The sequence below is a fragment of the Vulcanisaeta sp. EB80 genome (genome assembly GCF_002078205.2).
Genome location: NZ_LCWN02000024.1, coordinates 1 through 26,833, shown reverse-complemented (window position 1 = coordinate 26,833; position 26,833 = coordinate 1). Strand labels below are relative to the sequence as shown.

At 43.7% G+C, this 26,833-nt stretch carries 30 protein-coding genes; 13 read left to right on the top strand and 17 right to left on the bottom strand.

The window, feature by feature from the left end; translation table 11 throughout:
* Positions 1 to 834 (bottom strand): polyprenyl synthetase family protein (locus tag B7L70_RS05960; RefSeq protein WP_081226969.1); only part of this gene is annotated, 834 nt, incomplete at its 3' end.
* A gap of 141 nt (positions 835 to 975) precedes the next feature.
* Here B7L70_RS05960 and B7L70_RS05955 point away from each other — a divergent pair.
* Both B7L70_RS05955 and prf1 (B7L70_RS05950) read left to right on the top strand, forming a co-directional pair.
* A complete protein-coding gene (locus B7L70_RS05955) occupies positions 976 to 2,166 on the top strand; it encodes a thiolase family protein (protein ID WP_081226946.1) in 1,191 nt (396 codons plus the stop codon).
* A 442-nt stretch (positions 2,167 to 2,608) separates the two neighbouring features.
* The gene (prf1, locus tag B7L70_RS05950) at positions 2,609 to 3,712 is read left to right on the top strand and encodes a peptide chain release factor aRF-1 (RefSeq protein ID WP_238376126.1); all 1,104 of its coding nucleotides are present in this window, start codon (positions 2,609 to 2,611) and stop codon (positions 3,710 to 3,712) included.
* A gap of 39 nt (positions 3,713 to 3,751) precedes the next feature.
* Here the strand turns inward: prf1 (B7L70_RS05950) and B7L70_RS05945 are convergent, their stop codons facing one another.
* A complete protein-coding gene (locus B7L70_RS05945; protein WP_081226944.1) occupies positions 3,752 to 4,033 on the bottom strand; it encodes a MoaD/ThiS family protein in 282 nt (93 codons plus the stop codon).
* Positions 4,034 to 4,086: 53 nt separating this feature from the next.
* Positions 4,087 to 4,371: a MoaD/ThiS family protein gene (locus tag B7L70_RS05940; RefSeq protein ID WP_081226968.1), complete on the bottom strand. Its 285-nt coding sequence runs from the start codon at positions 4,369 to 4,371 to the stop codon at positions 4,087 to 4,089.
* A gap of 111 nt (positions 4,372 to 4,482) precedes the next feature.
* Here B7L70_RS05940 and B7L70_RS05935 point away from each other — a divergent pair, with 111 nt between their 5' ends.
* Positions 4,483 to 4,965, top strand: a complete 483-nt coding sequence (locus B7L70_RS05935) for an MFS transporter (RefSeq protein WP_081226967.1) — start codon at positions 4,483 to 4,485, stop codon at positions 4,963 to 4,965.
* Positions 4,953 to 6,044 (top strand): hypothetical protein, encoded by a 1,092-nt coding sequence (locus B7L70_RS05930; protein ID WP_081226966.1) that lies wholly within the window; start codon positions 4,953 to 4,955, stop codon positions 6,042 to 6,044. Before B7L70_RS05935 ends, B7L70_RS05930 begins: the two co-directional genes overlap by 13 nt.
* 39 nt (positions 6,045 to 6,083) lie before the next feature.
* Here the strand turns inward: B7L70_RS05930 and B7L70_RS05925 are convergent, their stop codons facing one another.
* The 4 genes from B7L70_RS05925 to B7L70_RS05910 form a co-directional block, all read right to left on the bottom strand.
* On the bottom strand, positions 6,084 to 6,881 hold the full coding sequence (locus B7L70_RS05925) for an NAD(P)-binding domain-containing protein (protein ID WP_238376129.1): 798 nt from the start codon (positions 6,879 to 6,881) through the stop codon (positions 6,084 to 6,086).
* Between the two features lie 228 nt (positions 6,882 to 7,109).
* A complete protein-coding gene (gene hemC / locus B7L70_RS05920) occupies positions 7,110 to 8,021 on the bottom strand; it encodes a hydroxymethylbilane synthase (protein WP_081226965.1) in 912 nt (303 codons plus the stop codon).
* Positions 8,022 to 8,048: 27 nt separating this feature from the next.
* Entirely contained in the window at positions 8,049 to 10,319 is a 2,271-nt protein-coding gene (locus B7L70_RS05915; RefSeq protein ID WP_238376128.1) for an AAA family ATPase, read from the bottom strand.
* Between the two features lie 210 nt (positions 10,320 to 10,529).
* Positions 10,530 to 11,069 (bottom strand): helix-turn-helix domain-containing protein, encoded by a 540-nt coding sequence (locus B7L70_RS05910; protein WP_081226963.1) that lies wholly within the window; start codon positions 11,067 to 11,069, stop codon positions 10,530 to 10,532.
* Positions 11,070 to 11,196: 127 nt separating this feature from the next.
* Between B7L70_RS05910 and B7L70_RS05905 the strand changes: the two genes are divergently transcribed.
* The gene (locus tag B7L70_RS05905) at positions 11,197 to 12,147 is read left to right on the top strand and encodes an isoaspartyl peptidase/L-asparaginase (protein WP_081226962.1); all 951 of its coding nucleotides are present in this window, start codon (positions 11,197 to 11,199) and stop codon (positions 12,145 to 12,147) included.
* Here B7L70_RS05905 and B7L70_RS05900 read toward each other — a convergent pair.
* Together B7L70_RS05900 and B7L70_RS05895 are read right to left on the bottom strand one after the other, a co-directional pair.
* Entirely contained in the window at positions 12,144 to 13,433 is a 1,290-nt protein-coding gene (locus tag B7L70_RS05900; RefSeq protein ID WP_081226961.1) for an amidohydrolase, read from the bottom strand. The genes B7L70_RS05905 and B7L70_RS05900 overlap by 4 nt on opposite strands.
* 6 nt (positions 13,434 to 13,439) lie before the next feature.
* Positions 13,440 to 14,132: a diphthine--ammonia ligase gene (locus B7L70_RS05895; RefSeq protein WP_081226960.1), complete on the bottom strand. Its 693-nt coding sequence runs from the start codon at positions 14,130 to 14,132 to the stop codon at positions 13,440 to 13,442.
* Positions 14,133 to 14,239: 107 nt separating this feature from the next.
* Between B7L70_RS05895 and B7L70_RS05890 the strand changes: the two genes are divergently transcribed.
* Both B7L70_RS05890 and B7L70_RS05885 read left to right on the top strand, forming a co-directional pair.
* Positions 14,240 to 14,491: a hypothetical protein gene (locus tag B7L70_RS05890; protein WP_101940244.1), complete on the top strand. Its 252-nt coding sequence runs from the start codon at positions 14,240 to 14,242 to the stop codon at positions 14,489 to 14,491.
* Positions 14,492 to 14,528: 37 nt separating this feature from the next.
* Positions 14,529 to 14,951 (top strand): hypothetical protein, encoded by a 423-nt coding sequence (locus B7L70_RS05885; RefSeq protein ID WP_081226958.1) that lies wholly within the window; start codon positions 14,529 to 14,531, stop codon positions 14,949 to 14,951.
* Between the two features lie 19 nt (positions 14,952 to 14,970).
* Here B7L70_RS05885 and B7L70_RS05880 read toward each other — a convergent pair whose 3' ends face one another.
* Positions 14,971 to 15,900 carry a malate dehydrogenase gene (locus B7L70_RS05880; RefSeq protein ID WP_081226957.1) on the bottom strand — a complete coding sequence of 310 codons (930 nt, stop codon included), beginning with the start codon at positions 15,898 to 15,900 and terminating at the stop codon, positions 14,971 to 14,973.
* A 130-nt stretch (positions 15,901 to 16,030) separates the two neighbouring features.
* Complete coding sequence (locus tag B7L70_RS05875; RefSeq protein WP_081226956.1) at positions 16,031 to 17,110, bottom strand: L-threonylcarbamoyladenylate synthase; 1,080 nt, start codon at positions 17,108 to 17,110, stop codon at positions 16,031 to 16,033.
* A gap of 145 nt (positions 17,111 to 17,255) precedes the next feature.
* Here B7L70_RS05875 and B7L70_RS05870 point away from each other — a divergent pair, with 145 nt between their 5' ends.
* Entirely contained in the window at positions 17,256 to 17,726 is a 471-nt protein-coding gene (locus tag B7L70_RS05870; protein WP_081226955.1) for a metal-sulfur cluster assembly factor, read from the top strand.
* A 64-nt stretch (positions 17,727 to 17,790) separates the two neighbouring features.
* Positions 17,791 to 18,219: a hypothetical protein gene (locus tag B7L70_RS05865; RefSeq protein ID WP_081226954.1), complete on the top strand. Its 429-nt coding sequence runs from the start codon at positions 17,791 to 17,793 to the stop codon at positions 18,217 to 18,219.
* Between the two features lie 11 nt (positions 18,220 to 18,230).
* On the opposite strand, the gene B7L70_RS05860 is transcribed toward B7L70_RS05865, so the two are convergent.
* Both B7L70_RS05860 and B7L70_RS05855 read right to left on the bottom strand, forming a co-directional pair.
* Positions 18,231 to 18,683 (bottom strand): ArsR family transcriptional regulator, encoded by a 453-nt coding sequence (locus tag B7L70_RS05860; RefSeq protein WP_081226953.1) that lies wholly within the window; start codon positions 18,681 to 18,683, stop codon positions 18,231 to 18,233.
* 92 nt (positions 18,684 to 18,775) lie between these two features.
* Positions 18,776 to 19,756, bottom strand: a complete 981-nt coding sequence (locus B7L70_RS05855) for an ornithine cyclodeaminase family protein (protein ID WP_081226952.1) — start codon at positions 19,754 to 19,756, stop codon at positions 18,776 to 18,778.
* 125 nt (positions 19,757 to 19,881) lie between these two features.
* Between B7L70_RS05855 and B7L70_RS05850 the strand changes: the two genes are divergently transcribed.
* Complete coding sequence (locus B7L70_RS05850; protein ID WP_238376127.1) at positions 19,882 to 20,172, top strand: hypothetical protein; 291 nt, start codon at positions 19,882 to 19,884, stop codon at positions 20,170 to 20,172.
* A gap of 32 nt (positions 20,173 to 20,204) precedes the next feature.
* Here the strand turns inward: B7L70_RS05850 and B7L70_RS05845 are convergent, their stop codons facing one another.
* Positions 20,205 to 20,822: a S9 family peptidase gene (locus B7L70_RS05845; RefSeq protein ID WP_081226950.1), complete on the bottom strand. Its 618-nt coding sequence runs from the start codon at positions 20,820 to 20,822 to the stop codon at positions 20,205 to 20,207.
* A gap of 236 nt (positions 20,823 to 21,058) precedes the next feature.
* Here B7L70_RS05845 and B7L70_RS05840 point away from each other — a divergent pair, with 236 nt between their 5' ends.
* On the top strand, positions 21,059 to 21,796 hold the full coding sequence (locus B7L70_RS05840) for a hypothetical protein (protein ID WP_081226949.1): 738 nt from the start codon (positions 21,059 to 21,061) through the stop codon (positions 21,794 to 21,796).
* On the opposite strand, the gene B7L70_RS05835 is transcribed toward B7L70_RS05840, so the two are convergent.
* Positions 21,790 to 22,557: an isopentenyl phosphate kinase gene (locus B7L70_RS05835; protein WP_081226948.1), complete on the bottom strand. Its 768-nt coding sequence runs from the start codon at positions 22,555 to 22,557 to the stop codon at positions 21,790 to 21,792. The two genes, B7L70_RS05840 and B7L70_RS05835, sit on opposite strands and share 7 nt — an antisense overlap.
* The gene (locus tag B7L70_RS05830; RefSeq protein ID WP_081226947.1) at positions 22,557 to 23,588 is read right to left on the bottom strand and encodes a polyprenyl synthetase family protein; all 1,032 of its coding nucleotides are present in this window, start codon (positions 23,586 to 23,588) and stop codon (positions 22,557 to 22,559) included. The genes B7L70_RS05835 and B7L70_RS05830 overlap by 1 nt, the downstream gene beginning before the upstream one ends.
* 141 nt (positions 23,589 to 23,729) lie before the next feature.
* Here B7L70_RS05830 and B7L70_RS05825 point away from each other — a divergent pair, with 141 nt between their 5' ends.
* Complete coding sequence (locus tag B7L70_RS05825; protein WP_081226946.1) at positions 23,730 to 24,920, top strand: thiolase family protein; 1,191 nt, start codon at positions 23,730 to 23,732, stop codon at positions 24,918 to 24,920.
* Between the two features lie 442 nt (positions 24,921 to 25,362).
* A complete protein-coding gene (prf1, locus tag B7L70_RS05820) occupies positions 25,363 to 26,466 on the top strand; it encodes a peptide chain release factor aRF-1 (protein WP_238376126.1) in 1,104 nt (367 codons plus the stop codon).
* Between the two features lie 39 nt (positions 26,467 to 26,505).
* Here prf1 (B7L70_RS05820) and B7L70_RS05815 read toward each other — a convergent pair whose 3' ends face one another.
* A complete protein-coding gene (locus B7L70_RS05815; protein WP_081226944.1) occupies positions 26,506 to 26,787 on the bottom strand; it encodes a MoaD/ThiS family protein in 282 nt (93 codons plus the stop codon).
* Positions 26,788 to 26,833 lie beyond the last annotated feature (46 nt).

The window sequence follows — 26,833 nt, the reverse complement described above, 5'->3', positions numbered from 1 at the left end:
AAGCACGCCCAGCAGTTCAGACCTGCCCTCATTATCAAGCTCTCTGAGCGCCATCACAATCACGGCATTACCAAGTTTATGTTCCTTAATATCCTTACCAATCTCCTTACCAAACTTCCTAACATCACCGAAGATGTCCAGTATGTCATCGAGGACTTGAAAGGCTAGCCCTAGGTATGTACCATACTCAGCCATTGGATTTACACATTGTCGAGCCCCCGCTGACATGGCGCCAAATACGGATGCTGTCCTTATTAATGCCGCCGTCTTAAGGCTAATCATCCTAACATAGGTCTCATATAGAGACCCCCAATTATTTAGGAGTCTCGGTCCCAACCTGTTGTTCACGAAGTACGGATCCTTACGACCAGCGTACTCGAGTAATATATCCAACCTCTCACCCTCATCGATCTCGCGTATAACCCTAGCAACCTCCCTAGCGAAGGATGGTGGATCCCTGGTCTCCAGGATAGCCTCCTCAATAGCCTCCCTATACCAAATACCAATGAGGATTGCGGCATTATCGCCATACTTAGCCCTCACCGTTGGTTTATTCCTTCTTAATAGGGCTTCGTCTATTATGTCGTCATAGATCAACGAGTAATTATGAATTAACTCGACTATTGCCGCGGCAGGTAGTGCATCCCTGTAATCACCACCGCAGGCCTGGGCTGCTGTTAATGTTATTAACGGTCTCAACCTCTTGCCACCAGTGGATACCTGGTACGTAATTGCCTCCCTAAACTCCGCATCGGCATCCTTACTTAGGTACTTAATTAATTGATTATCTATTTCACGTCCGTAGAGCCCATGAAGCTTCTCCAGAATGTCCATCGAGCTTAACAGAAGGCGGGCAATTAATGCGTTTCCCTCCACCTGCACTGATTGTTGAATAATTATTTGCCCATCGTCTAACCTTAATTGTTAATATTAAAAATAAATAAGGTTTAAAATCATGGAGAAATCTTGTGTAATGTGAATCAGGAAATCGTTATCGTAGGCTTCGTGAGGACCCCCATCGGTAAGTTCGGTGGTGCCTTTAAGAACGTTAAGACACCATACCTAGCTGCCGAGACCATTAAATCACTAATAAATAGGGTTGGTATTGATGGGAAACTCATTGATGAGGTAATCTTCGGATCAACCCTGCAGGGAGGCATGGGACAAAACCTTAGTAGGTTCGCCGCACTACTAGCTGGCTTACCAAATAGCGTGAGCGCCTTCACTGTTAACAGGGTTTGCTCATCGGGCATGCAGTCAATAATCGAGGCAGTCAGGGCATTAAAGGTTGGCGATGTAAACCTAGTAATAGCTGGCGGCGCTGAGTCCATGAGCACATCACCACTTGCCCTAAATCACGAAGTCAGGTGGGGAATCAAACACCTAATAGGTAAAGACCTCAAACTCGTGGATCTCATGGTGTATGATGGCTTAACCGACCCAACAAACATGATGCTAATGGGCCAGGAGGCAGATAAGGTAGCAATGGAGCACGAGATAACTAGAGAGGAGCTGGATAAGATTGCCTACGAAAGCCACATGAGGGCATTGAGGGCGACCGAGAATAAGTATTTCCGAGAACTCGAACCCGTAGATACCATTATAAATGGCGAGAGGATATACCTAGATAGGGATGAGGGAATAAGACCAGACACAAACCTGGAAAAACTGGCTAAGTTGAAGCCAGCCTTCGGACCAAACGGCCTCCATACAGCCGGTAACTCATCACAAATATCCGATGGAGCAGCCGCACTATTACTAACCACTGAAGAGAAGGCCAAGGAACTTGGCTTAAAACCCGTAGCTAAGATCGTTGGTTATTCATGGCACATGCTCGAACCCTGGAGGTTCTCAGAGGCGCCGATTTACGCAATAAGGAAATTACTAGATAAGGTTAGCTGGTCAATAAACGATGTAGACGTCTTCGAGGTCAACGAGGCATTTGCCGTAGTCAATGTACTGGTTCACAAGGAGTTGGGTGTACCATACGATAAAATGAACATATTCGGCGGAGCAATAGCCCTAGGACACCCACTCGGCGCCAGTGGAGCTAGGATAGTGACCACACTAATATCAGCACTAATGTACAAGGGAGGCAGGAAGGGGATAGCCGCACTATGCCATGGAACAGGTGGAGCAACGGCAGTGGCTGTCGAAATGCTATAGAACAACATACCCTTCTCACATGAAATTATGCATCGCGTTAACATCTGACTTTCTACTCACCTTAGGGATGATTCATCGGTCTCTTCGTCCCTCTCATCAACCTCTCTGACGGTGTTCATGGGGTTTTGCGTTAGCTTTTGCTATGGGTGGGCTTTGGTGAAGCATTGCCATTAGTCTTGTTATCATACCTCCGTCCTACTTCTTCATCAGGGATGCCGTTAAGGATACCAAGGAGTAGTATCGCTGTTGTGTAGTTCTTCATTAAGTTATTTAGGTCGACGTGGTGTAATTGCACTAATAAGTTGGTGGCGTTTTAATATTTGTTTAAAATCTATTCCTATTCTATCATTACTCTACCCATGACGTAAGGTTTTTAAAGTGCTGGGCATTTCTACGGTTTCGTGGACGTACTGGAATAAAGGATTTCTCGGAGCTTAAGGTTATGATAAACCTGCTTAGGAGGTATAGGGGCTATGCCACCACACTCATTAGCCTCTACATAAATAGTAATAGGCCAATACCCGACGTCGTTTCAATGCTTAGGCAGGAGTGGGCTTTGGCTAGTAATATTAAGGATAAGACCACGAGGACCCATGTTCAGGATGCCCTTGAGAGGATTATTAACTCAATAAAGGGTATATCAAAGGCTCCCGAGAATGGTTTAGCAATCTTTGCAGGCTTTCACATGATTAATCCGGGCAATTATGAGTGGGTGTTCCACGCATTAATACCGCCAATACCAATATCGACGTTCAAGTACATATGTGATACGTCATTCCACACGGAGATTCTGGAGTCCATGGTTAAGAGCAGTGATACCTACGGTATAATAGTTATCGAGAGGGGTGAGGCCGTTATAGCATTGCTTAGGGGTAATTACTGGGAGGTTGCTGATAAGGTGGAATTTTTCGTACCTAATAAGCACGCAGCCGGTGGTCAATCAGCCCTTAGGTATAAGAGGCAGACGGAGCATCTCGCCGAGACATTCTATAAATTGGTTGCCGAGAGAGCCAATAAGATATTTACTGAAATACCAAACCTAAAGGGTATTGTTGTTGCTGGTCCAGGTCCAACTAAGGAGGAGTTCCTTGAGGAGGGTGAGCTTGATCATAGGATTAGGGATAAGGTCATAGCCATTGTCTCGGCGTGCTGTGCAGACATTGGTGGCGTCCTTGAGGCTATCAGGAACGCTGAGGATAAGCTAAAGGAGACTGAGTACGTGAAGGCGAAGAAGCTCATGGAGGAGGTCATGTACCTAGCCGTTAAGAAGCCCGAGTACTTAGTCTACGGTAAGGACGCGGTGATGGACTCAATAAAGAAGGGCATAGCCAGGCTGGTAATTGTTAGCGAGGATGTTGGTGAGGACGAGATAATGAATATAACGTTGATGCTCAGGGGTAGGAAGGATGTTGAGCTCTTCGTCATGCCTAAGTCTGTTGAGGAGAACCTAACATTAACGCAGACATTTGGAGGGTACATCGCGCTTCTCTCATCGCCCTCATGGTTGAACTATAACAGTGGGGTTGGTGGTGAAGCTAGCTCGTAAAACCTTGTGGAATTTAGAATTCTATTTTTTAAAATTTAATCAACCACCTCCTGCCGGTGGTAAGAATGTTACTTCATCGCCATTAGATAACCTTGTTCCTAATCCACTTAGGAAGTCAATTGATCTACCGTTTATGAGCACTACGTATTGATCCTTAAGTTTACCATCATCAAGTATGACACTTGAAAAGTTAGGGCTCACTGCCTTATCGATTGTCTTGATTAAGTCCATAACTGTGGCATTGTCTGGAAGCTCAATCTCCGTCTTAAGCACCTTGGTCACATCATATAGGGAGGCCAGGAATTTAACCTGAACCTTCATCAACCTAAGGAAGAGCATTATTACCTTAAAAACCTAATTTCCATGCTAAATAACTATGCAACACCGCAGTGAGGTAGGAATGTAACCTCATCTCCATCAGCTAACCTCGTATTTACACCATTCAGGAAGTCTATCGATCTACCATTAATAAGCACGAGGTATTTCTCCCTAACATTACTATTACAGTCAAGCATAACCTTTGAGAAGCCAGGGTATACCTCCTCATCAATTTTCCTTATTAAATCAAGTAACGTAGCATTATCAGGTAATTCAATCTCAACTCTCAATTTCCTAGTTAACTCGTAAACTAAAGTCAAAAATTTGACCTCAACCTTCATCGATTCGGTATAAATAGTCATTATTATAAAAACCTTTTCCCTAGTTTATAATTATTGAACCAAGACTATGGCCGAAATTAGCTTAAAAATGCAGTAGACATGGTTTGTTTAATGCGGTTTAGGTGGTTTGGTTTGGCGTTAGCCTCTACATCGTTTCTAATGTCGCTGTTGCTTAGGGTATTCTGGGGTGAGTTGACGCCTTTCCTCCTAAAACGTGGTGTTAGTGGTTCCGTTATTGGGCTTGTTGGTTCCGTATTCTTCATAGGTTATGTCATTGCCCAGTTAATCGGTGGTGTCCTAGCCGATAGGTTAGGTACTGGGTTCATCATGGGTATTGGGTTAATAATTTCTGGATTTCTCAACACATTATACGGCGTATTACCACCAAGCACTTGGGTACCGTCTCTCCGGAGATGGCGGTTGATCCGCCGTCTCCTTCTCGACGGTCTCCCTGAAGCCGCTCACCGCAGTGGCTCCCCAACGGTCGCCCGCGGTTCCCAGCCCTGCGGGTCTCGGGACCCCAGGGTAACTAGTGAGGGTGTTGGGGTTAGGTTTTTAAATCTTTTGGGGGATATCCCTTTGTGGATTACATAACCATTAAGTTACCGTTCAATGCCAATGGTGATGTGGCTAAGGAGTTACTATCAACTGCTTGGTGGTTTAAGATAGCCGCGCATAGGGTGTTGGCTTTGGCGAAGCGATTGCAATTCTTGCCCGGTAATAAGGTTGGTTGGGTGAGTGTGTTTAGGGAGGTTGCTTATGGGGTTGTTCCGAATAGGAGGTATGCTGATGGTGCTGTGACCCTCGTGATGGGTATTTATGAGTCGTGTAGGGCTTTGGGTGTTGATTTTAGGGGTGTTGAGTTGTCTGGCTGGCTCATGTTCCAACAAAGCGAATTGGAGTACCCTGCTAAGAGCATCACCTTGAAGCAAAACCATGAATTCCATGTGACTACGGTTAGGTTTGATGGGTTGATTGGTAGGGTTGTGGTTAGACCAACCGTGCCGAAGAATTATGGGGAGTTGCTCAATGCAATCCTCACTGGGCGTGTTGAATACATGGGTAGGGTCGTGATTAGGGACTATGGTGTTAGAAATAATCAACTGTGGGTTCGCGGTGAGGTTCATATGACGGTACCGTTGGACATTTACTATGAGCACATGGCTAGATATAGACGAAATAATGGTAAGCTCATTGGTGGCGTTGATGTTAATACCGATAGGATTAACCTGGCGATTATTAACGATGACGGTGAACTCATCGACCACAGGACGTTTTGGTTTAGTGAGGTGACTGCACGAGGCTTTCCCAAGCACAAGGCTTGGAGTTTAATTGGTATGAGGATTCACGAATTGCTTGATTATGCCTATCACCACGGTGTCAAGACATTATTCCTAGAAAACCCGGAGGTCCTCGGTAGGTTAAGGCTAATATGGGTTAGGAATGGTGATAGGAAGCATGGGAGCTACAACCACAAGGTCACAATCTTCAGAAGCACAATCACCGAGAGGATAGCCCTAAAGGCACCACTATACGGCATAGAGACTAAGTACGTAAACCCAAGGGGAACAACAAACTCAACAGAACACGACGAAATCATGAAGAAATATGGACTAGATAGGCACAGAGCATCAGCATACCTAATAGCCCTAAAGGGCATAAAGCATCAATGAAAACAAACACCACAGATAATAATGAAAACCGAAACAGCTTCACGAATCCCTCGTTAAGTGACCGTACTGGCTTGTTGTCGAATGCCCCTTCAATTGCGCAAAGAGACCTTTTTCGGCTATTGCCTTAGTTATTGCCACCAACTCGCCTGAGGCCCATAGCTCAAGCATTGCGGCTTCTGGTGATACGCCGTTTTCAATAAGCACGTTATAACCCTCAGCTAGTAGGAATAGGAATGCACCTGCCCATGTGTGCTCGCTAAACAAGTCCGTAATCGTTTCCTCCTCAAAGCTTGACTCAACAGCCACACCACCAGGTCTACCAATGGCCCCTATCGCCTTTGAGTAGGCTAGTGCGTAATCCCAGGCCTTACCGCTGTAGTCGTTGGAGACCCCTATAAGGACGGGAAAGCCCTTATTGTTCAGGAAGTTTTCCCTAACACTCTCACCAATCATTCTCGGCGCGACCATTATTACATCAACGTCTCTGGGTGGCTTTATGAAGCCGTAAAAGACGTTGTAGCCACTTAGGAATATCACTATTTTACCTGGGGATAAATTCGGTTGAATATCCTTAACCCACACCTCAGGTTGTACCTCATCTGGTATTGCCATAACTATCACATTACCTAGTTTCACGGCTTCGGGTATTGAATGTACGGTAAAACCAAGGTCTCTAGCTCTCTTAGCGTACTCATCCTCGATATTTCCAATCAATACCCTAAACCCACCATCCCTTAAATTAAGCGCTTGGGCACTGCCTTGGTTTCCAAAACCAATTATTGATATCACCATATTCCTGATTAATTCCATATTTCCATCAAAGTACAACTTGGCCACAGGTAAGTAATCTTTTACTTGTATAAATTACTTATATGAAACCTGTATGAAAAGTATTAACAACAGGACAGTAAACTTGCCCTTTAAGAGTAAGATAAAGTAAAATAGATACAATCTCGATAAAAGGGTGAAGGTAACATTCGAGATTCTTACGAAACCCATTAAAGGCGAGGGGGTATTACTGATCTCCTCTCCGCCCTGAAGGGCGAGACCCGTTATTTCTTTTTGTCACCTACTCCACCCTGCCAATAATTCGTTAGCTGCCTTAATCCCCACATTCTCTGGATTATCTGGTGAACCTAAGACCCTTATTATCCTCTTTCTACGTCCATCGATATCCGCGATGCCGGCTATGAACTCGAGGTTATGACCATCGTGCACTGCAATGCCGCCAACTGGTACGTGGCAGCCACCACCCACGCTCCTTAGGAAAGCCCTTTCAGCGAGCGCCTCAATTCTAGCCCTGGGATCGCTTGCCTTAGTGAGTAAATCCACGAGGTCTGTGTCCTTCTCGCGCGCAACGATGGCTACTATGCCCTGCCCAGGCGCTGGAGGTAATACGTCGAGCGGTATTCGCCAGTACTTAATACCTACTTTCCTAGGGTCTTCAAATAATCTAGTAAGACCTGCCTCGGCCACGATTATAGCATCGTATTGGCCATTGATTAATTTATTCACCCTTGTATCCACATTGCCCCTAATAACGTCTATCGCTAAGTCACGTCTCACATTAAGTAGGAACGCCCTACGTCTAACACTTGATGTACCAACCCTGGCACCGCTGGGTAATGACGCTAAGTTGTTTGGGCCGTCATTCCTTGTGACCAATACGTCATAGGGTGGATCCCTAGGTGAGAACCCAGCCAGTACTAGGCCGGGGCTTATTTCGCTGGGTAGGTCCTTAAGGCTGTGTACAGCAATGTCGGCCTCATTCCTTAGTAATGCCAGGTTAACCTCCTTTTCGAAAATCCCCTTAACACCGATTGCGTAGAGCGGTTTGTCTTGAACAATATCGCCTGTTGTTTTCACAATAACTATTTCAAATTGGATGTTGGGCTCAATTCTCCTTATCATATCCATCACAATCCTTGTCTGTATCAGTGATAGCTTACTGCCCCTTGTGGCGATCCTAATCCTCATTGCAATAATTCATACAAATACCTCTTATTAAGTAAAACTTAGTGTCTTAGCGAATTCCCTATACTTACTAAAGGAGTCACTGCATATCACGCCTAAGGCACCGTGGGAGGATAGGTAATGCCTTATTTTCTCAATCGCTTCCACCGCTGGGCATGATTTAATTATCGCCTTAATAATATCCGCATCATCACCACTAATGCCCAGTTTGTTATTTACGATCTCATCGATGTAATCATCATCAGGCGGTAACACGGTCACCACGGCATCAACATTATCCTTTATGAAACTCTCATCAATCAACCACGGACTACTACTCTCAAAAACCACAGTGATGTGCTTAGCTCTAGCATTATTGACTAGGTTATGTATATGATCCAGGTTCTCGCTGAGTGCATTTTCGAGGTTTGGTACGTGAATTATAGCATTATCTGCTATAAACGCTTTTGGATCTGCGTAATTAATGATCTGCAAATTGAGGTGTTTAGCCACGTAATTTATGAGGGCGGTTTTCCCAGATCTTGGAGGTCCTATTACCAATATTGTCGACATGTACCTAAGACCCAAATTTGCAAGCATATCCCTAAGCCTAATTGATGAGTCCAGGTAATCAATTAACTTAGACTTAACACTCATGTTTATTAAGTCAATTGGGTCTAGCGCTACCGTAACCTCCCTAACCACATGTTTGTCCACGCCAGACCTCTTGCTTTCCACCTCAATAGTTGATGGTTGTTTCTTAGGTGCCTGCTTTGTGGTGTGTTCCTCCATAGTATTATTAACGTTAGGTACTATACTACGAATTATGACGTTATCAGTATTCTTATTAACGACTTCATTGGAATTATCGCTAATGATAGGTCTGGGTGAGGGGTTCTTAATATCTACCTGAGAATTTGGTCTTGTCACATCCTCAATAGTGGTAATTGCGTTATTGCTTAGAGTTGACTGTGCTGTGTTCTCATTTATTTGTTTCAGTTGCTGATTTAGTTGCTCGCTTTTATCGTAATAATAAAGGGTCTCAACGCCATACTTCCTTAATTTATTGGCTAAATTATTATTAATATTTATAAAGATTACATTAGATTTCATTTGCTCGGCGTAATCTATTAATTCACGAATAACGCCCTTACTTATATGACTTGACGTTAAAACCAGCAGGGATTTCTCATGGGATCTAACGAACCATCTAACATCCTCCGGTATGTATTCTATATCGTCTCCCTTAATTATGAAACCCTTAGTTCTGGTTACTCCAAACAATACCCTACTGATTATGTCTAACTTATCTTGTGGTAATTCTGCACGTAATGCTATTACCCTGGACTTCGAGATCACATCTATAGCATTACTTATGAATTCCAAATCTTCGCTAGGTAACTTCTTAGCCCAATGACCATACTCCGTGATAACCAGGGGGTCTGTGATTGGTATTATTGTTGGTGTCCTCTTCCCCTTATCAATGAATGATGCAATACTTCCTCTATTAAGTGATACCTCATCGATCACGTAGCCTATGGATCCCGTGATTACTGAACCCAATAAAAATAGGGGAGTTATTTCGGAACTCCCTATCATGGGTAATACATAAAGTATGGCTGTGGTTAATACGGGGGGTATAAAGTTCGTGAGTAGGCGGATTATTTTTCCGTTAAGATTTACCTGGGTGATGGTGGTGATTAAGTACTTACTTACTACCGGTGGTATGACTACCACAATGATCATCAATAGGTATAACGATGCATTGATTAGGTTACCATAACCTACACTTAACGATAGCGGTTCATTGGAGAGCATGGATTCGATACCATGAATAAAGTTTAGGTTCGATATTGATACCCTAATTATTGGCACCCATTTGATGCCCATGAATGCGGCTGCGATGACATAGAGTAGTAATAGCAGTGTGAATACAACGGCAGATCTGATGCTGTATCCCTTAATTGATGGGATTGTGGATAATGGTATAGATAACCAATAAAGTGGTGTGAAAAGAAGTGTCCATGATATGAGCGCCACGTCAGTAATGACACCAGCCTCCGTTATTAAGTACGTGAGCAGTAATAATGGCATTATTAATAATGATGCATGGCCTAGCGAAACTATGAAGATGAGTATTACGTACGTTATTAAAACGGCTGAGGATAGACCATACCTAGTAAGTATTGATGCCGTGAGTACCATTATTAGGAGCAGTATGAAGACGTAGATGGGTATTATTGGAAATACAAAATAGAGTAGTATTGCCGCTACCGTATCCATTAACGCATAAAACATGTTCCTCATTACGTTCTGTTTCACATAATGAAAACAACGAAACATTATATAAACCATTTTTCTCTTAATAATTGAAAGAGAGAAACAAAAAGAAACCAAGAGAAAACCTCAATAACGTATTACCTTAAGCATTAATCTAAAATTAATAAGAGTACCAATGTTGCAGTTGAGCTGAACCGAGTCTAGTAATTAGCGTAAAGTCGTAAAATAACTACCTATGGATCAAAACCAGCCCTATGAGTCCCGTTTTAATCTTAGGACATCAACCCATGGATTATCACGGATGAAGTCTGGTACTTGGAATTCATTGTCAGATTGTTCATCACGCGTTTGTATATTATTCTGGCAGTTAATATTACTCCTTCTCTCAAGTTCCTCCACCTTATCGATCAATTTACTAATCAATTCCTTTAATGCCTTCAATTCCTTCATAAACTCACCCTGATATATAAGGTCGGAATAATTATTAAGCGATGAATCAGGGGCGTAGTTTGTTATTATTGATAATTTTACATTGAATATATAATTACCGTAATCACTATTAGACGAGTAGGAATTATCCTCAGCCTTAGGATTAGTGGTGCCATGATCATTATACATCTGCGACACGGTTTGCTCGCCATTCTTCATGGTAAAGGACCTATACTTAGAAATTGCCTTATACACCGTGTTTACGGATATGCCCAACTTCTGGGCTATCTCCTTGGGCTTTAATCCATCATTAAAGTAAAGCTTAGCGGCTAGCTCCTCGGTTTTCGTAAGCTTACTTGACATTAACATTAATTATCCAATCGCGATAAAAATCAAGTTATGCTCTTAAATTAATAAAATATGTAAATATCACTTGCGCATATACGATAAATAAGTAATGCATTTAAGCATGCCCAATGAACGAGCCTTGATGAACATAAAGGCCACAATAGCCGTCCATGGAGGGGCAGGTAGTATGGGTTATTTCGTAAACGAGGAGCATAGGCAAAGGTACCTTAGGGGGTTGATTAATGCCGTTAATGCCGGTTTGGAAGCTGCGAGGAGGGGTAATGCCTTGGATATGGTTGTTGAGGCGGTGTCCGTGATGGAGTTTGACGGATCATACGATGCGGGCAAGGGCTCGGTGCTAAACCTCTTCGGTGAGGTTGAGCAGGACGCTGGTATCATGTTTGGCAAGGACTTAAGCGTTGGTGCCGTCGCCGCTGTTAGGCATGTGATTAATACAATAAGGCTTGCCAGGTTAGTTATGGAGAAGACGGACCACGTACTTATTGTAGGTGATGGGGCTGAGGAGCTTGCTAAGCAGTTCAATCTTTGGGTACCATCTACGGAGTTGATCAATGAAAATAAGATCAATAGGTATAATTCATTAATTAGGAGTTTACGTACACGCTACGAAAGAAATACCGAACTTGCAAGAAGGTTTGGTTTAATGGGCACGGTTGGTGCTGTGGCACTGGATAGAGATGGTAATTTAGCTGCAGCGACCTCAACAGGTGGTACGATACTTAAGTGGCCAGGTAGGGTTGGTGATTCCCCTCTACCTGGGGCTGGTTACTGGGCTGAGAATGGTGTCTGCGCCGTATCCGCCACAGGCATTGGGGAGTTCATTATTAGGGCTATGGCATCATTAAGGGTTGCCAATCTGGTGAGGGACGGCGTTAGTATTGGTGATGCCGTTAGGCAGGTTGTGGATTATGTCACGAAATTGTTCGGACCTGGCAATATTGGGTTAATAGCTATTGACAAGGTTGGTAATGTCGTCTCAGCATTTAACACCGAGGTTATGGGAAGGGCATGGAGCAGGGAGGACATGGGTAGGGTTGTGATCGCCCACTTCGCTGCGGATCAATTCCCTTAGGGAAGGAACCTCCCTATAAACTCATTTATTTCCTTCCCAAGCCTCACCGCCCGCTCCCTGAGCGCGTAATAATCCCTGGATTTTTCATAAATTAACCTGCCATTAACGAGCACCAAATCCACACTTGAACCATCTACCGAATAAACTATGTTTGATAATAGGTTGTCTGTCCTTAAGGGTTGGAGTTGCGGATTTTTAGAATCCAGGAGTACAACATCGGCCACGCAACCCCTATCTAGGCATCCACCCCTTAGACCCAGTATTGTGTAACCGTTGATTGTCGCTGCCCTAAACACATGATGTGCCTTAATGCCAACGTCCCAGTAAGAGTGTCTCTGGAGGAGTACTGCCATTTTCATTTCCCTAAACATGTCCAGGGAATTGTTGCTGGCAGGCCCATCGGTGCCTATGCCTATGATCACGCCCATATCCATCAATTCTCTCATTGGGAAATGGCCCGCGGTTGCCAACTTCATGTTTGATGTGGGTGCGTGAATGACCTTTGCACCAGCCTTCGCTATGATCCCTAATTCCCAATTTGTGACCCAACCGAGGTGCACCAGCTGTAAATTGCTCGAGATCAGACCTAGTGCGTTTAAGTACTCAACTGGGAATACGCCGTGTTTACTCTTAATTTCATAAACCTCATCCCTAGTCTCGGACGCGTGAATATGGATTGGCAGGTTAAGTTCATCACTCAATTCTTTAATCCTCAATAACGTATCTCTACCTACAGTATAGACACTGTGAACGTTTATTATAGGCCTTATTAATTGCGAACTAGCGTACTCACTGGCGAAATTCCTAAGCTCATTCTCAACCTGCTTAGGATCCCTCATCGTATCCATGAATGGAGGTCCAAGCGCTGCCCTTAATCCATACTTAAGCACAACCTCTGCTGTGGCCTGTGGGTAGAAGTATTGGTCTGTGAACGCTGTGGTACCACTCATTATCATCTCTATTATCGATAATTCGCTAGCCGCCGAAACGATGTTATAATTCAGCTCCTTCTCAACATTCCAGATCTTACTTAGCCAAAGCGGTAACTCTGCGTCATCAAAGAAGCCCCTGAATAACGACATCGGCGTGTGCGTATGCGCATTCACAAGGCCTGGCATTAGTATGTGATCTTTACAGTCAATATTCTCGAACCCACGTGAGTACGCACCCTCACTAATACCTGCTATTAAGCCGTCCTCAATAACCACAGTAGCATTCTTAATTATTCGTAACTCACCATTAATCCAGGATATCGCGTAATCGCAGTCCTTAAGTACGTAACCCATGCCCAATCACTGAACCTTAGGTTTAGTTTTAATGGACTTAATTATGTATACCCAGGAATACTCACCAAGCCTCCTGACCTCACCATCCTCAACCACCAACTCGTACCTAAACAATGGTGCATCAACCACAAACGTTTCGCCCTCCCCACCCTCAAGTGCGGGATTGAAGCCGTACTTCAACGCGGAGTTTATTAGTTCCTCAATATCGTTGATCCCCAGGACCTTACCGAGGAGCTTTGGGTTCAGGCCCATGGTACTTATTGAGGTTAGTATGAAACGAAATCCATGCCTATACAGGTCCCTAAGGTAGTTAACCTGGTTCTTTCTCCACAGCGGCGAGTATACCTTGAGGTCAACGTCCTTAGCGACTATGTTTATCATCATCCTCTGGTAATCCGAAAGCAGTGCGCCAGTCACGATGCCCTCAATGCCGAAATCCCTCTTAATACTAATGAGGGCATTCCTCAAATCAATGAGTTCTAAATCCTTAACACCGCTGGTATAGTAGATTACCTGGGGTATGCCAAGAGCCTCCGCTTGATACTTGGTCCACTCAATGTTTGGATAGTGAAACATCCATGAATCAGTCCTCCCAGGCCTTAGTGTTAATAAGCAAGCCACGTTGAAACCCTTAAGCACAGCCCAGTGCAGCGCGTAGGTTGAATCCTTCCCACCAGAGAATAGGGAACAAACCCTCACCAAAAGCAGTAAGGTTTTTCGTGATTTAAAACCCTATTTTAAGACAGCCTGTTCGTGGGCGGTTTGGTCAGTAAGATTTTTATATAATAATTAAGTCCATGGTTGGTATGTCATCTGGCGAAGGTGAGGCGTGGGAGTTTCCTGAGGATTGGGAATACAGCGGTGGTGTTCCAGAGAGGTTGCTAAGGATAAGGGCCAAGTGCCCATATTGCGGACACACCTTTGAGGTCGAGATGGGGGAGTCCTGGTATAACATGGGCATCTCAATAACATGCCCAAAGTGTGGTAAGCAATTCTCGGTAAGCATGTATGGAGAAGTTCTAGGGGAGGTAAAGAGAAGCGGCAAATCAAGTAAATGAAATCAAGAATAAAAATGAACCATCATACATAATACGTATGAATAATAATTGTATAGAAAATATAATTAATCTACTAGCGTCGGCATACTCCATAATAATGATTGAACATTACATGATATTGCTACTGATAATAAAGGCCAGAAATAATGTGAATTTACAAGACCAACTCCTAAACTTAGTAAGGGATCACCTCGATAAAGAAAAGAGATTGATTGAAACAGCCAGATTGAATGATTGCGTAAGTAATGATTTAGCCAATACGATTGGCGAGTTTATAAGTAATATTAATAATGGATTATTAATGGTAAGTGATCCCGAGTTTGTGAGCAGTTATATAAGTAATTTCACAGACGCGTTGAGGATTATTGCTAAGTATATGGTGAACCATGAAGAGTTAGCGTCAAAGGTTATGACCGAGTTACAGAGGGTTGTGCGCGATGGGATGAAGATTTTGATGTAATATGTGGTTAAATTTTTACTTACGATAAGAATTGGGGCGGAACCTGTGCCAGATTCCTCTTTATTGCCTCAACACTATCAAGGAACTTCTTCCTCTGCTCGTCATTGAGCTTAAGCTCTATTATCTTCTCCACACCATTCTTACCAAGCACAATAGGCACCTCGGCGAAGACATCTTTAACGCCATACTCACCATCGAGATAGACCGAAGCCTCAAAAACCCTCTTCCTATCCCTCTTTATTGAATCCACCATCATTGCTAAACCTGCAGCCGGACCCCAATTACTACTGAATCCTCTTAAACTCGTTATCTCTGCGCCGGCTTGCACGGTCTTCTTAACGATATCATCATACTGCTCCTTAGTTATGAACTCCGTGAGTGGCTTTCCATATATGAATGAGGCCTCGGGTACAGGGTACATGTTTTCACCGTGCTGTCCAAGTACGACTGGTATTATCGACTCTGGGGCTATACCGACAAGTAAAGATGCGTAGTAAGCCATCCTGTTAGAGTCAAGCACTCCACTGAACCCAATCACTCTATTTCTTGGGAAGCCTAGTTTCTTGTATAGAACGTACACCATGGCGTCCAGTGGGTTTGTCGTTATTATGACTATCGAGTTTGGTGCATACCTCTTTATCTGTTCGGCTATTGAAGTAACGATCTCCGCATTCTTACCCGCCAATTCCTCCCTAGTCATGCCAGGCTTTCTAGCTAAACCCGCCGTGACTATTACTAAGTCACTGCCCTCCATATCCTTATAATCATTACTACCCCTATACCTAACGGATTTACCTAAAATTGCCGCTGCATGATTTAAATCAACAGCCTCACCCTGGGGCAGATTCTTTATTACATCTATAAGGACGACCTCATTATCCACCTCGAAAAACAGTAGAGCGAAGGCTGTAGTTGCGCCAACACGCCCACTACCTATTATCGTGATCATACCCGACCCATTAATACGCAGATTAATACTTTATTTAAGCTTTAACTGCCTACAATACTAAATCAATTATATTACATAATAATCACGAATGACAAAGAGATGAAAAGTTTTCCGTAAAGATTATGCAATATCAACATTTAATAATGGAAAACCCAGATGCCTTCCTTAGCCTATTCATAATTGCCAAACCGATGCCCCTCTCCTCGATACCCTCGGCAATACCAATATCAACGTTAACCCTATCAAGATTCCTAAGTGAGTCGAAGAGATTAGTGGCTATAGTGTATGGATTTCCTCTGTAGCCTAGTAATATTATCGGTAACTCACTAATCTCGGTATACCTCGTGGATAATAGCTCGGCGGTTTCCTTGGTGATTAACAGGGCAACCCTCATACCCTTATTTAGATAATCAACGGTGGTGTCGTGAATCGTCTTAACTAGCATGTCGTAATCGCCGCATTCAACAATGAGCAGCCTGGTGCGTGGAGCATAGTGCCTATACTTCATACCTGGCGCCAAGGCTGCATCGGCCTCACCAAGACCTCTGGCGAATTCAGGTACTACTATGTCCATGCCAAATAGGGATCTTAATTCCTCAAGTGTGAACGGCCCAGGTCTTAGCAGTACTGGTGGGTTTCTAGTTACGTCCACTATTGTAGATTCAACGCCGAAGAACGTAGATCCTGCATCGAGTAGTATCATGTCGATATTATCATTCTTATAATCCTCGATTATGTGCTCAGCGAGTGTTGGGCTTGGTCTACCTGACTTATTAGCGCTAGGTGCAGCTATGGGTGTTCCCGAGTACTTAATTAGCATTAGTGCGACGGGGTGTGCTGGGGATCTGACCGCCACCGTGTTACGACCGCCAGTCGCCTCTTTAGGAACATCGGGAGACCTTGGCAGTATTAATGTTAATGGTCCAGGCCATGCCCTATTGACGATCTGCCACACTATGTCAGGTATGTCTATTGCGACCTTACCTAATTCATCAATGCTAGATACGTGAACAATCAATGGGTTGTCAGGGGGTCTACCCTTAGCCTTAAAGACCTTTAAGCAGGCATTGGCGTTAAATGTATCCGCTCCTAAACCATACACTGTCTCCGTTGGGAAGGCAACCAGGTCTCCACGTTTAATGTAGTCGCTAGCAATCCTTATGGCTTCTGGGCTTGGGTTTATCGGATCAACCCTATATACCCTAAGCATACCTAACGACAGCCTACACTATGATTTTGACTTTAAATCCCTACCTAATGAAGATAATCCGAACTCCGTAAGAACACGTGTAACATCAATCACCAAGCTAGTTAGATTTTTAAATGACCCTCCGTGACACTGTTGGTGATTACTGATGGTAGTGTCAAACGAGGAACTAGCAAATAATGAACAAGCCGTGGAAAGCGAGGAACCAATATTCAAGACCAATCTACCTAATGATAAAGTTAAGGAATTAATTGAAATACTTCGTAATGTATATGACCCAGAAATACCAATAAATGTGTATGACCTAGGCCTCATATACGAGGTTACAATGGGTGACGATAAGGTTGTGCACGTCAAAATGACCCTAACCGCCGTGGGATGTCCACTCTCGGAGAACCTCGGTTATCAGGTTGGTGCGGCAATACAGCAGGCAATACCTGACGCTAAGGATATAGAGATTGATGTCGTGTTTGATCCGCCATGGACACCGCTGAAAATGACCAGACTTGGTCGTGAGATGTTTAAGGCAATTTATGGCTATGACATCGTGGAGCAATGGCTCAAGACACAGAATGAACAGCAAATCAGTCAAAATCAACAGGAAGATACAACTGCGTGATTATTAAGTAACCACACTTTATTTGCAAATAAAGATTTTAAAAGGTGTATTTAGAATAGAAAATGTGCTCTCAACAACAACAAATAACGCTACGCCAGGAAAAACCCTCAGCGAGATCGTTAGATCGAAATTAGGCGAAATACTAGAGTCTAGCGATTTCATTAAATTCGTCGCATTAGTTACAATGGATGGGTTCACGATATCGTCGGCCATGAGGGACAATATTAACGTAAACCCAAAGTGGTTAGGAGCCCTTATAGTATCATCAATAAAGAACCTAGAGGGTAATATAAGAAAGGCCCTTGGTAATGCATCTCTGTCAGAGCTCGTTATATCACTCGGTCAGGATATGTTGATAATAAAGTCCATGGGTAAATTAGCATTATTGATTATTGCCGACAAATCATTGGGTATTGACTTCATAATGTATGAGGTTGAGGAAGGTTTACGGGATTTAATGATTAGTTTAGAATTAAGTAATAATAGTTTTTAATTCTAAATAAATCAATTGTCACTATTATCCTCAGCAGCCATGCTATTTAATGATTCCATCAGTGCCGCGGATGTTAGGTTCTCAACCAGTTGCTTTGACCTCTCGTAGTAAGCGTTTATGAGCTGTAATAGTTTTTGCTTAACGTAATCTATAGGCTTTGTGTAGTAAACGTACGTGTAGCCACCGTTCTTAGCGAGGACGGGTCTCCTGGCTATTAAACCGAGTTGTACAAGTTTAACGAGCGATCTCTCAATGGTGCTTCTGGACTTATTCATTTCCTTAGATATTTCAGCAACCGTTAATGGCTCCCTAGCCCTATTCTGTAGCAGGTAATAAATCTCCACCTCGGTTGGTGAGAGCCTAAGTATGCATCTAAGGATGTACTTAATATCCACATCCTCGAGGATTTCCTCGGTACTCTTCTCCTTTATTGTCACGAGAGACACCACGTTAATCACTAACATCAGTGTCACAGGGTGTGTTTATAAACCTTTTTCTTCAAAAGTTTCCATCGATGCATTGCATCATTTGCATATTATTTATATAAACAAAAACTCTATAGCTCTATAGTTACACCCATACCTCTATCCCTAGCAAGCCTATAGACATACGATGCTGCAGCGAGGTCCTCAACAGCAATACCAACGGTCTTAAAAACGGTGATATCCCTACTGCTAGCTCTACCTTGCCTTAGACCGGCAATTATTTCCCCAATCTCTATCAAATTATTTTCAGCCAATAATCCATTCTTCATTGGAATTATTATATCGCCAGTCTCGTTAATGACAGCCTCACGTGAATCAACCACTATGGCTGAGGCCTTACGAATAACATCGTCGTCAAATTCCCTTGACCCCCTCTCTGGTGCTCCAACGGATATCACATGCATACCTTCGTGAAGCCACGAGCCGTAAATCACAGGCTCCTTGCTCGTGGTTAATGCGATCACGACATCGGCTTGCTTAACGGCGTCAAAGCCACTATCAACTATAACTGAGTCCACACCCCTATCTCGGGCAAGGTTCATTAATTCAATGGCCTTACCTTTCGTTCTAGAATAAATAAGCAATCTCTTTATATTAAAGACCCTTGTTAATAGAAGAACATGATACCTAGCCTGAAGACCGGCACCTATCAACGCCACATTATCTACACTTGCCGCGACATACTTAATGGAGACAGCGCTAGCTGCGGCTGTTCTCCAGGCTGTGAGGGCTGTACCATTAATTACAGCTAAGGGTACGCCTGTTGTATCATCTAAGAGGATGACGATACCCTGAGTTGTCGGTAAACCACGTAATTTATTACTCTCAATGACATTAACTATCTTAACTGAAAAACCCACATTACGTGAACCGCAGGGCATTACGCCCCACCAATCATTATCGATGTACATAACCGTTCTCCTAGGCATCACAACCCTACCAACACTATAATCCCTAAATGCCGACGCAATTGCATCCACAAGCTTCTTCGCACTTTCAGGGAAATCCAGTAGCTCATTGACCTCCCTCTCGCCTATAACCGTGACCTTCATATGACATTTGCATTATGTTAGAGAATTTAAATATTATGATCCATAGTTATGAATATAGAAATATAATTAATGCCCTTAGAGATAGATTTATTAATACTAGTTATAAGTAAAAATTGGGTACTATTATGGAAATTAAGTGCCTAAATTGCAGGTACTTTAGGCTTCATGAGTTACGTGACAACATCGGAATGTGCATGAATAAGGATAGTCCATTCTACATGAGAATGGTTATGGCTGATTGGCAGTGCCCGTTCTTTATGGAATTTAATGAGGAGAGTGAGGAGGAGTTCTTTTGGTGCGTTGATTGTAAGACCATGATACACAAGTCATTACTGCCTCTCCATAAGAGACATAAACTCGTTAAAATACCGTACATTGATGAGGACTCCCACCTGGAGACCTACGTAGCTGATTAACGATTAATTTAAAATTCTCCTACTTTTCAATTTTACCTAATGCAATACCTTCGTACGAAGTTCTCGATAGCATCAGCAATGATTCTAATGTCCTTACCTCTCGGTGTATGGGGCATTCCCTCAACCCTAATGAACTCAATAACATTGCCAAGAGACTTGGCTTTCTCATAATAATTCATGACTTGATTTATATTCACTAATTCATCATTAGCACCATGAATTAGCAATATTGGTGGTAAACCAGGTCTTAGGTAATTAATTGGTGAGGTTCTCCTCAGGAATTCCTCCGTTACCTGCCTACTATCAATCCTCAACAATTCCTCGTACGTCCTCCTCCTTATACTGCCAGGCTCACCCTCGCTTAGCCACCTTACCTGGGCAAGCCTATCAGTTGGACCTGACACCGAAATAGCGCAATCAACACCCTCCAGCGTGGACGCGGTCAATAAGGCTATGGCACCACCCATTGAGTGCCCAGCAATTATAAATCGCCCACCACCCTTTATCAATTCGCCGACTTTATTTAAGCCATCCTCGAAATCCCTGTACGATGGCGCTAGCACTTCAATATTCAGGGCTCTTAATGGTCCAATTAACCAGTTTATTTTTTCAGGGCTTGAACCAAAACCGTGTAGTGCGATAGCCTTCATTAAACGGTATGTGCGAACACAATTAATTAAAGCTTTAAGTGCACGCTTTGTATCCTCACGTTACTCATGGCATTGGGGCTTATTTTAATTATATCGAATAAAGAAAAGGATAGAGCATGTTTAGCATGCAAACCACGATAAAATTTAATGACCAGTAGAGAAAATGCGCATGGTAAGGAGGAAGTGGAAGGTGAGAGAGAAATATTAAATAATTGTTAGTGATGCTTACCGTAGGCATGTCGAAGTCAAGGAAGACCAGGGGTACCAAAAAGCATAGAGGGAGGTTTTTCTACCTAGCGTTGGCACTTGTTATTTTTGGCGAGGCAGCCTTCATAGCCGTTTTATTCCTACCAGGTATGTTAAGTAAGTTAGGGGTGCCGCAACAGGCACCTAAGCCAAATGCCACAACAATTACTACGTACATGCTGGCTACGTTAATAAACCCATACAACATGTCCTTCATAAACTCAACGGCGCTGGGTTTGATAAATAATACGAGACCCATAATTATGTACCTAACAATTGATGACCCATACTTGATAAACCAGGCATGTAATGTATGGACTGTGCTTTACAATGCCACGGCTTACCATGGCTATGAGGTGGTGGTTGTCGTGTTTCCAGAACCAGTAACACAGGCACCTGCGACACCGTATGTAATTCAGCAATTCGATGGTTATGTGTATGAGCTTTGTGGATTCAATATTCAATCAACCAACTTCCTAATAACCACCGCGTTCTGGGGCAACATCACAGGTGCCTCAATGCCCATAGTGGGCTATGGTACATTACTACCAAACCTACTCACTGACCTGGGGATTAACGCTAGCAATGTGTGCAATGCTAATAATATGTACTCCCCAGTGCTCATACTAGTCAAACCGCATAACACGGTTAGTGCTGGTGGTGTAATCTATGGGGTTCGATTAAGTAACTCCACATACATTAATGAGGTTTTATTCAATGATCAGTAGGGTACGAATTTCGTGCAATTAACCGGGTCTTCACAATTGAGTACCTTGCTTATTGATTCCAAATCCCATATTGCACATAGGTACGTCCTTACGTGACTAGATAGTTCTAGGGCAGTCCTAACCTTCCTTATTAATCCTCCAGTCACATCGATGGTATGTTCAGTACCCTTCTCATCCGCAATGGATGTTCTCGAGAACTCCCTGATCACACCGCCATCCCTGCCCAGTATGCCCGGCACGTCTGTTAGGAATATCGCCGCGTGAGGTCTCAATTTAATACCTAGGTCCAGCATTATGTCATCACCGCTTATTATGGAGAAGCCCTCGTCACTAGGTACAACATCGCCGTAGAGCATCGGTATAACGCCCCTATTGATTAGCCCCATAATGTGGGTGGGGTCTATCAACAATTGGGGTTTGCCATCTCTGATTGTGTATATAGATCCCGTCCTCATTGGGTATATCGGTAAGCCGACCGTTGATAGAGTATTCGTTATTTTCATACTGAGGTAATTAAGCACCGAGGATGTTAGTGAGACACCTATCAACTGCTCATAATCTCTGTACTTACTCAATCCATAAGCCAACGCAACTGGGTGCGCAAAACTACCACCTCCATGAACAAGCACGAATTTACTACCCAACTTATAATGCGAAAGTAGGGTCTTGCCAAGGTTCTTAACCCAATCCTCCCTGTAACTGAGCGGCTTTGACTTATCACTTATTGCGCTACCCCCAAGCTTAATTAGGAAGAGCTTCATCAAAACTCCCTAGTGACAGTAAATCTTATGATTTCCTTAAGATCCTCCACATGCTCATTACTAGGCAATGAATCCAACGCCCTCTCTGACCTCTCTGCGTATTCCATCGCCATCCTTAGGGCGTTCTCCCTAGCATTTGTCCTTGATATTATCTCAACAGCCCTCTTTACATCCTCATCAGTCACAGTACCCTTACCAAGCACGCCCAGCAGTTCAGACCTGCCCTCATTATCAAGCTCTCTGAGCGCCATCACAATCACGGCATTACCAAGTTTATGTTCCTTAATATCCTTACCAATCTCCTTACCAAACTTCCTAACATCACCGAAGATGTCCAGTATGTCATCGAGGACTTGAAAGGCTAGCCCTAGGTATGTACCATACTCAGCCATTGGATTTACACATTGTCGAGCCCCCGCTGACATGGCGCCAAATACGGATGCTGTCCTTATTAATGCCGCCGTCTTAAGGCTAATCATCCTAACATAGGTCTCATATAGAGACCCCCAATTATTTAGGAGTCTCGGTCCCAACCTGTTGTTCACGAAGTACGGATCCTTACGACCAGCGTACTCGAGTAATATATCCAACCTCTCACCCTCATCGATCTCGCGTATAACCCTAGCAACCTCCCTAGCGAAGGATGGTGGATCCCTGGTCTCCAGGATAGCCTCCTCAATAGCCTCCCTATACCAAATACCAATGAGGATTGCGGCATTATCGCCATACTTAGCCCTCACCGTTGGTTTATTCCTTCTTAATAGGGCTTCGTCTATTATGTCGTCATAGATCAACGAGTAATTATGAATTAACTCGACTATTGCCGCGGCAGGTAGTGCATCCCTGTAATCACCACCGCAGGCCTGGGCTGCTGTTAATGTTATTAACGGTCTCAACCTCTTGCCACCAGTGGATACCTGGTACGTAATTGCCTCCCTAAACTCCGCATCGGCATCCTTACTTAGGTACTTAATTAATTGATTATCTATTTCACGTCCGTAGAGCCCATGAAGCTTCTCCAGAATGTCCATCGAGCTTAACAGAAGGCGGGCAATTAATGCGTTTCCCTCCACCTGCACTGATTGTTGAATAATTATTTGCCCATCGTCTAACCTTAATTGTTAATATTAAAAATAAATAAGGTTTAAAATCATGGAGAAATCTTGTGTAATGTGAATCAGGAAATCGTTATCGTAGGCTTCGTGAGGACCCCCATCGGTAAGTTCGGTGGTGCCTTTAAGAACGTTAAGACACCATACCTAGCTGCCGAGACCATTAAATCACTAATAAATAGGGTTGGTATTGATGGGAAACTCATTGATGAGGTAATCTTCGGATCAACCCTGCAGGGAGGCATGGGACAAAACCTTAGTAGGTTCGCCGCACTACTAGCTGGCTTACCAAATAGCGTGAGCGCCTTCACTGTTAACAGGGTTTGCTCATCGGGCATGCAGTCAATAATCGAGGCAGTCAGGGCATTAAAGGTTGGCGATGTAAACCTAGTAATAGCTGGCGGCGCTGAGTCCATGAGCACATCACCACTTGCCCTAAATCACGAAGTCAGGTGGGGAATCAAACACCTAATAGGTAAAGACCTCAAACTCGTGGATCTCATGGTGTATGATGGCTTAACCGACCCAACAAACATGATGCTAATGGGCCAGGAGGCAGATAAGGTAGCAATGGAGCACGAGATAACTAGAGAGGAGCTGGATAAGATTGCCTACGAAAGCCACATGAGGGCATTGAGGGCGACCGAGAATAAGTATTTCCGAGAACTCGAACCCGTAGATACCATTATAAATGGCGAGAGGATATACCTAGATAGGGATGAGGGAATAAGACCAGACACAAACCTGGAAAAACTGGCTAAGTTGAAGCCAGCCTTCGGACCAAACGGCCTCCATACAGCCGGTAACTCATCACAAATATCCGATGGAGCAGCCGCACTATTACTAACCACTGAAGAGAAGGCCAAGGAACTTGGCTTAAAACCCGTAGCTAAGATCGTTGGTTATTCATGGCACATGCTCGAACCCTGGAGGTTCTCAGAGGCGCCGATTTACGCAATAAGGAAATTACTAGATAAGGTTAGCTGGTCAATAAACGATGTAGACGTCTTCGAGGTCAACGAGGCATTTGCCGTAGTCAATGTACTGGTTCACAAGGAGTTGGGTGTACCATACGATAAAATGAACATATTCGGCGGAGCAATAGCCCTAGGACACCCACTCGGCGCCAGTGGAGCTAGGATAGTGACCACACTAATATCAGCACTAATGTACAAGGGAGGCAGGAAGGGGATAGCCGCACTATGCCATGGAACAGGTGGAGCAACGGCAGTGGCTGTCGAAATGCTATAGAACAACATACCCTTCTCACATGAAATTATGCATCGCGTTAACATCTGACTTTCTACTCACCTTAGGGATGATTCATCGGTCTCTTCGTCCCTCTCATCAACCTCTCTGACGGTGTTCATGGGGTTTTGCGTTAGCTTTTGCTATGGGTGGGCTTTGGTGAAGCATTGCCATTAGTCTTGTTATCATACCTCCGTCCTACTTCTTCATCAGGGATGCCGTTAAGGATACCAAGGAGTAGTATCGCTGTTGTGTAGTTCTTCATTAAGTTATTTAGGTCGACGTGGTGTAATTGCACTAATAAGTTGGTGGCGTTTTAATATTTGTTTAAAATCTATTCCTATTCTATCATTACTCTACCCATGACGTAAGGTTTTTAAAGTGCTGGGCATTTCTACGGTTTCGTGGACGTACTGGAATAAAGGATTTCTCGGAGCTTAAGGTTATGATAAACCTGCTTAGGAGGTATAGGGGCTATGCCACCACACTCATTAGCCTCTACATAAATAGTAATAGGCCAATACCCGACGTCGTTTCAATGCTTAGGCAGGAGTGGGCTTTGGCTAGTAATATTAAGGATAAGACCACGAGGACCCATGTTCAGGATGCCCTTGAGAGGATTATTAACTCAATAAAGGGTATATCAAAGGCTCCCGAGAATGGTTTAGCAATCTTTGCAGGCTTTCACATGATTAATCCGGGCAATTATGAGTGGGTGTTCCACGCATTAATACCGCCAATACCAATATCGACGTTCAAGTACATATGTGATACGTCATTCCACACGGAGATTCTGGAGTCCATGGTTAAGAGCAGTGATACCTACGGTATAATAGTTATCGAGAGGGGTGAGGCCGTTATAGCATTGCTTAGGGGTAATTACTGGGAGGTTGCTGATAAGGTGGAATTTTTCGTACCTAATAAGCACGCAGCCGGTGGTCAATCAGCCCTTAGGTATAAGAGGCAGACGGAGCATCTCGCCGAGACATTCTATAAATTGGTTGCCGAGAGAGCCAATAAGATATTTACTGAAATACCAAACCTAAAGGGTATTGTTGTTGCTGGTCCAGGTCCAACTAAGGAGGAGTTCCTTGAGGAGGGTGAGCTTGATCATAGGATTAGGGATAAGGTCATAGCCATTGTCTCGGCGTGCTGTGCAGACATTGGTGGCGTCCTTGAGGCTATCAGGAACGCTGAGGATAAGCTAAAGGAGACTGAGTACGTGAAGGCGAAGAAGCTCATGGAGGAGGTCATGTACCTAGCCGTTAAGAAGCCCGAGTACTTAGTCTACGGTAAGGACGCGGTGATGGACTCAATAAAGAAGGGCATAGCCAGGCTGGTAATTGTTAGCGAGGATGTTGGTGAGGACGAGATAATGAATATAACGTTGATGCTCAGGGGTAGGAAGGATGTTGAGCTCTTCGTCATGCCTAAGTCTGTTGAGGAGAACCTAACATTAACGCAGACATTTGGAGGGTACATCGCGCTTCTCTCATCGCCCTCATGGTTGAACTATAACAGTGGGGTTGGTGGTGAAGCTAGCTCGTAAAACCTTGTGGAATTTAGAATTCTATTTTTTAAAATTTAATCAACCACCTCCTGCCGGTGGTAAGAATGTTACTTCATCGCCATTAGATAACCTTGTTCCTAATCCACTTAGGAAGTCAATTGATCTACCGTTTATGAGCACTACGTATTGATCCTTAAGTTTACCATCATCAAGTATGACACTTGAAAAGTTAGGGCTCACTGCCTTATCGATTGTCTTGATTAAGTCCATAACTGTGGCATTGTCTGGAAGCTCAATCTCCGTCTTAAGCACCTTGGTCACATCATATAGGGAGGCCAGGAATTTAACCTGAACCTTCATCAACCTAAGGAAGAGCATTATTACCTTAAAAACCTAATTTCCATGC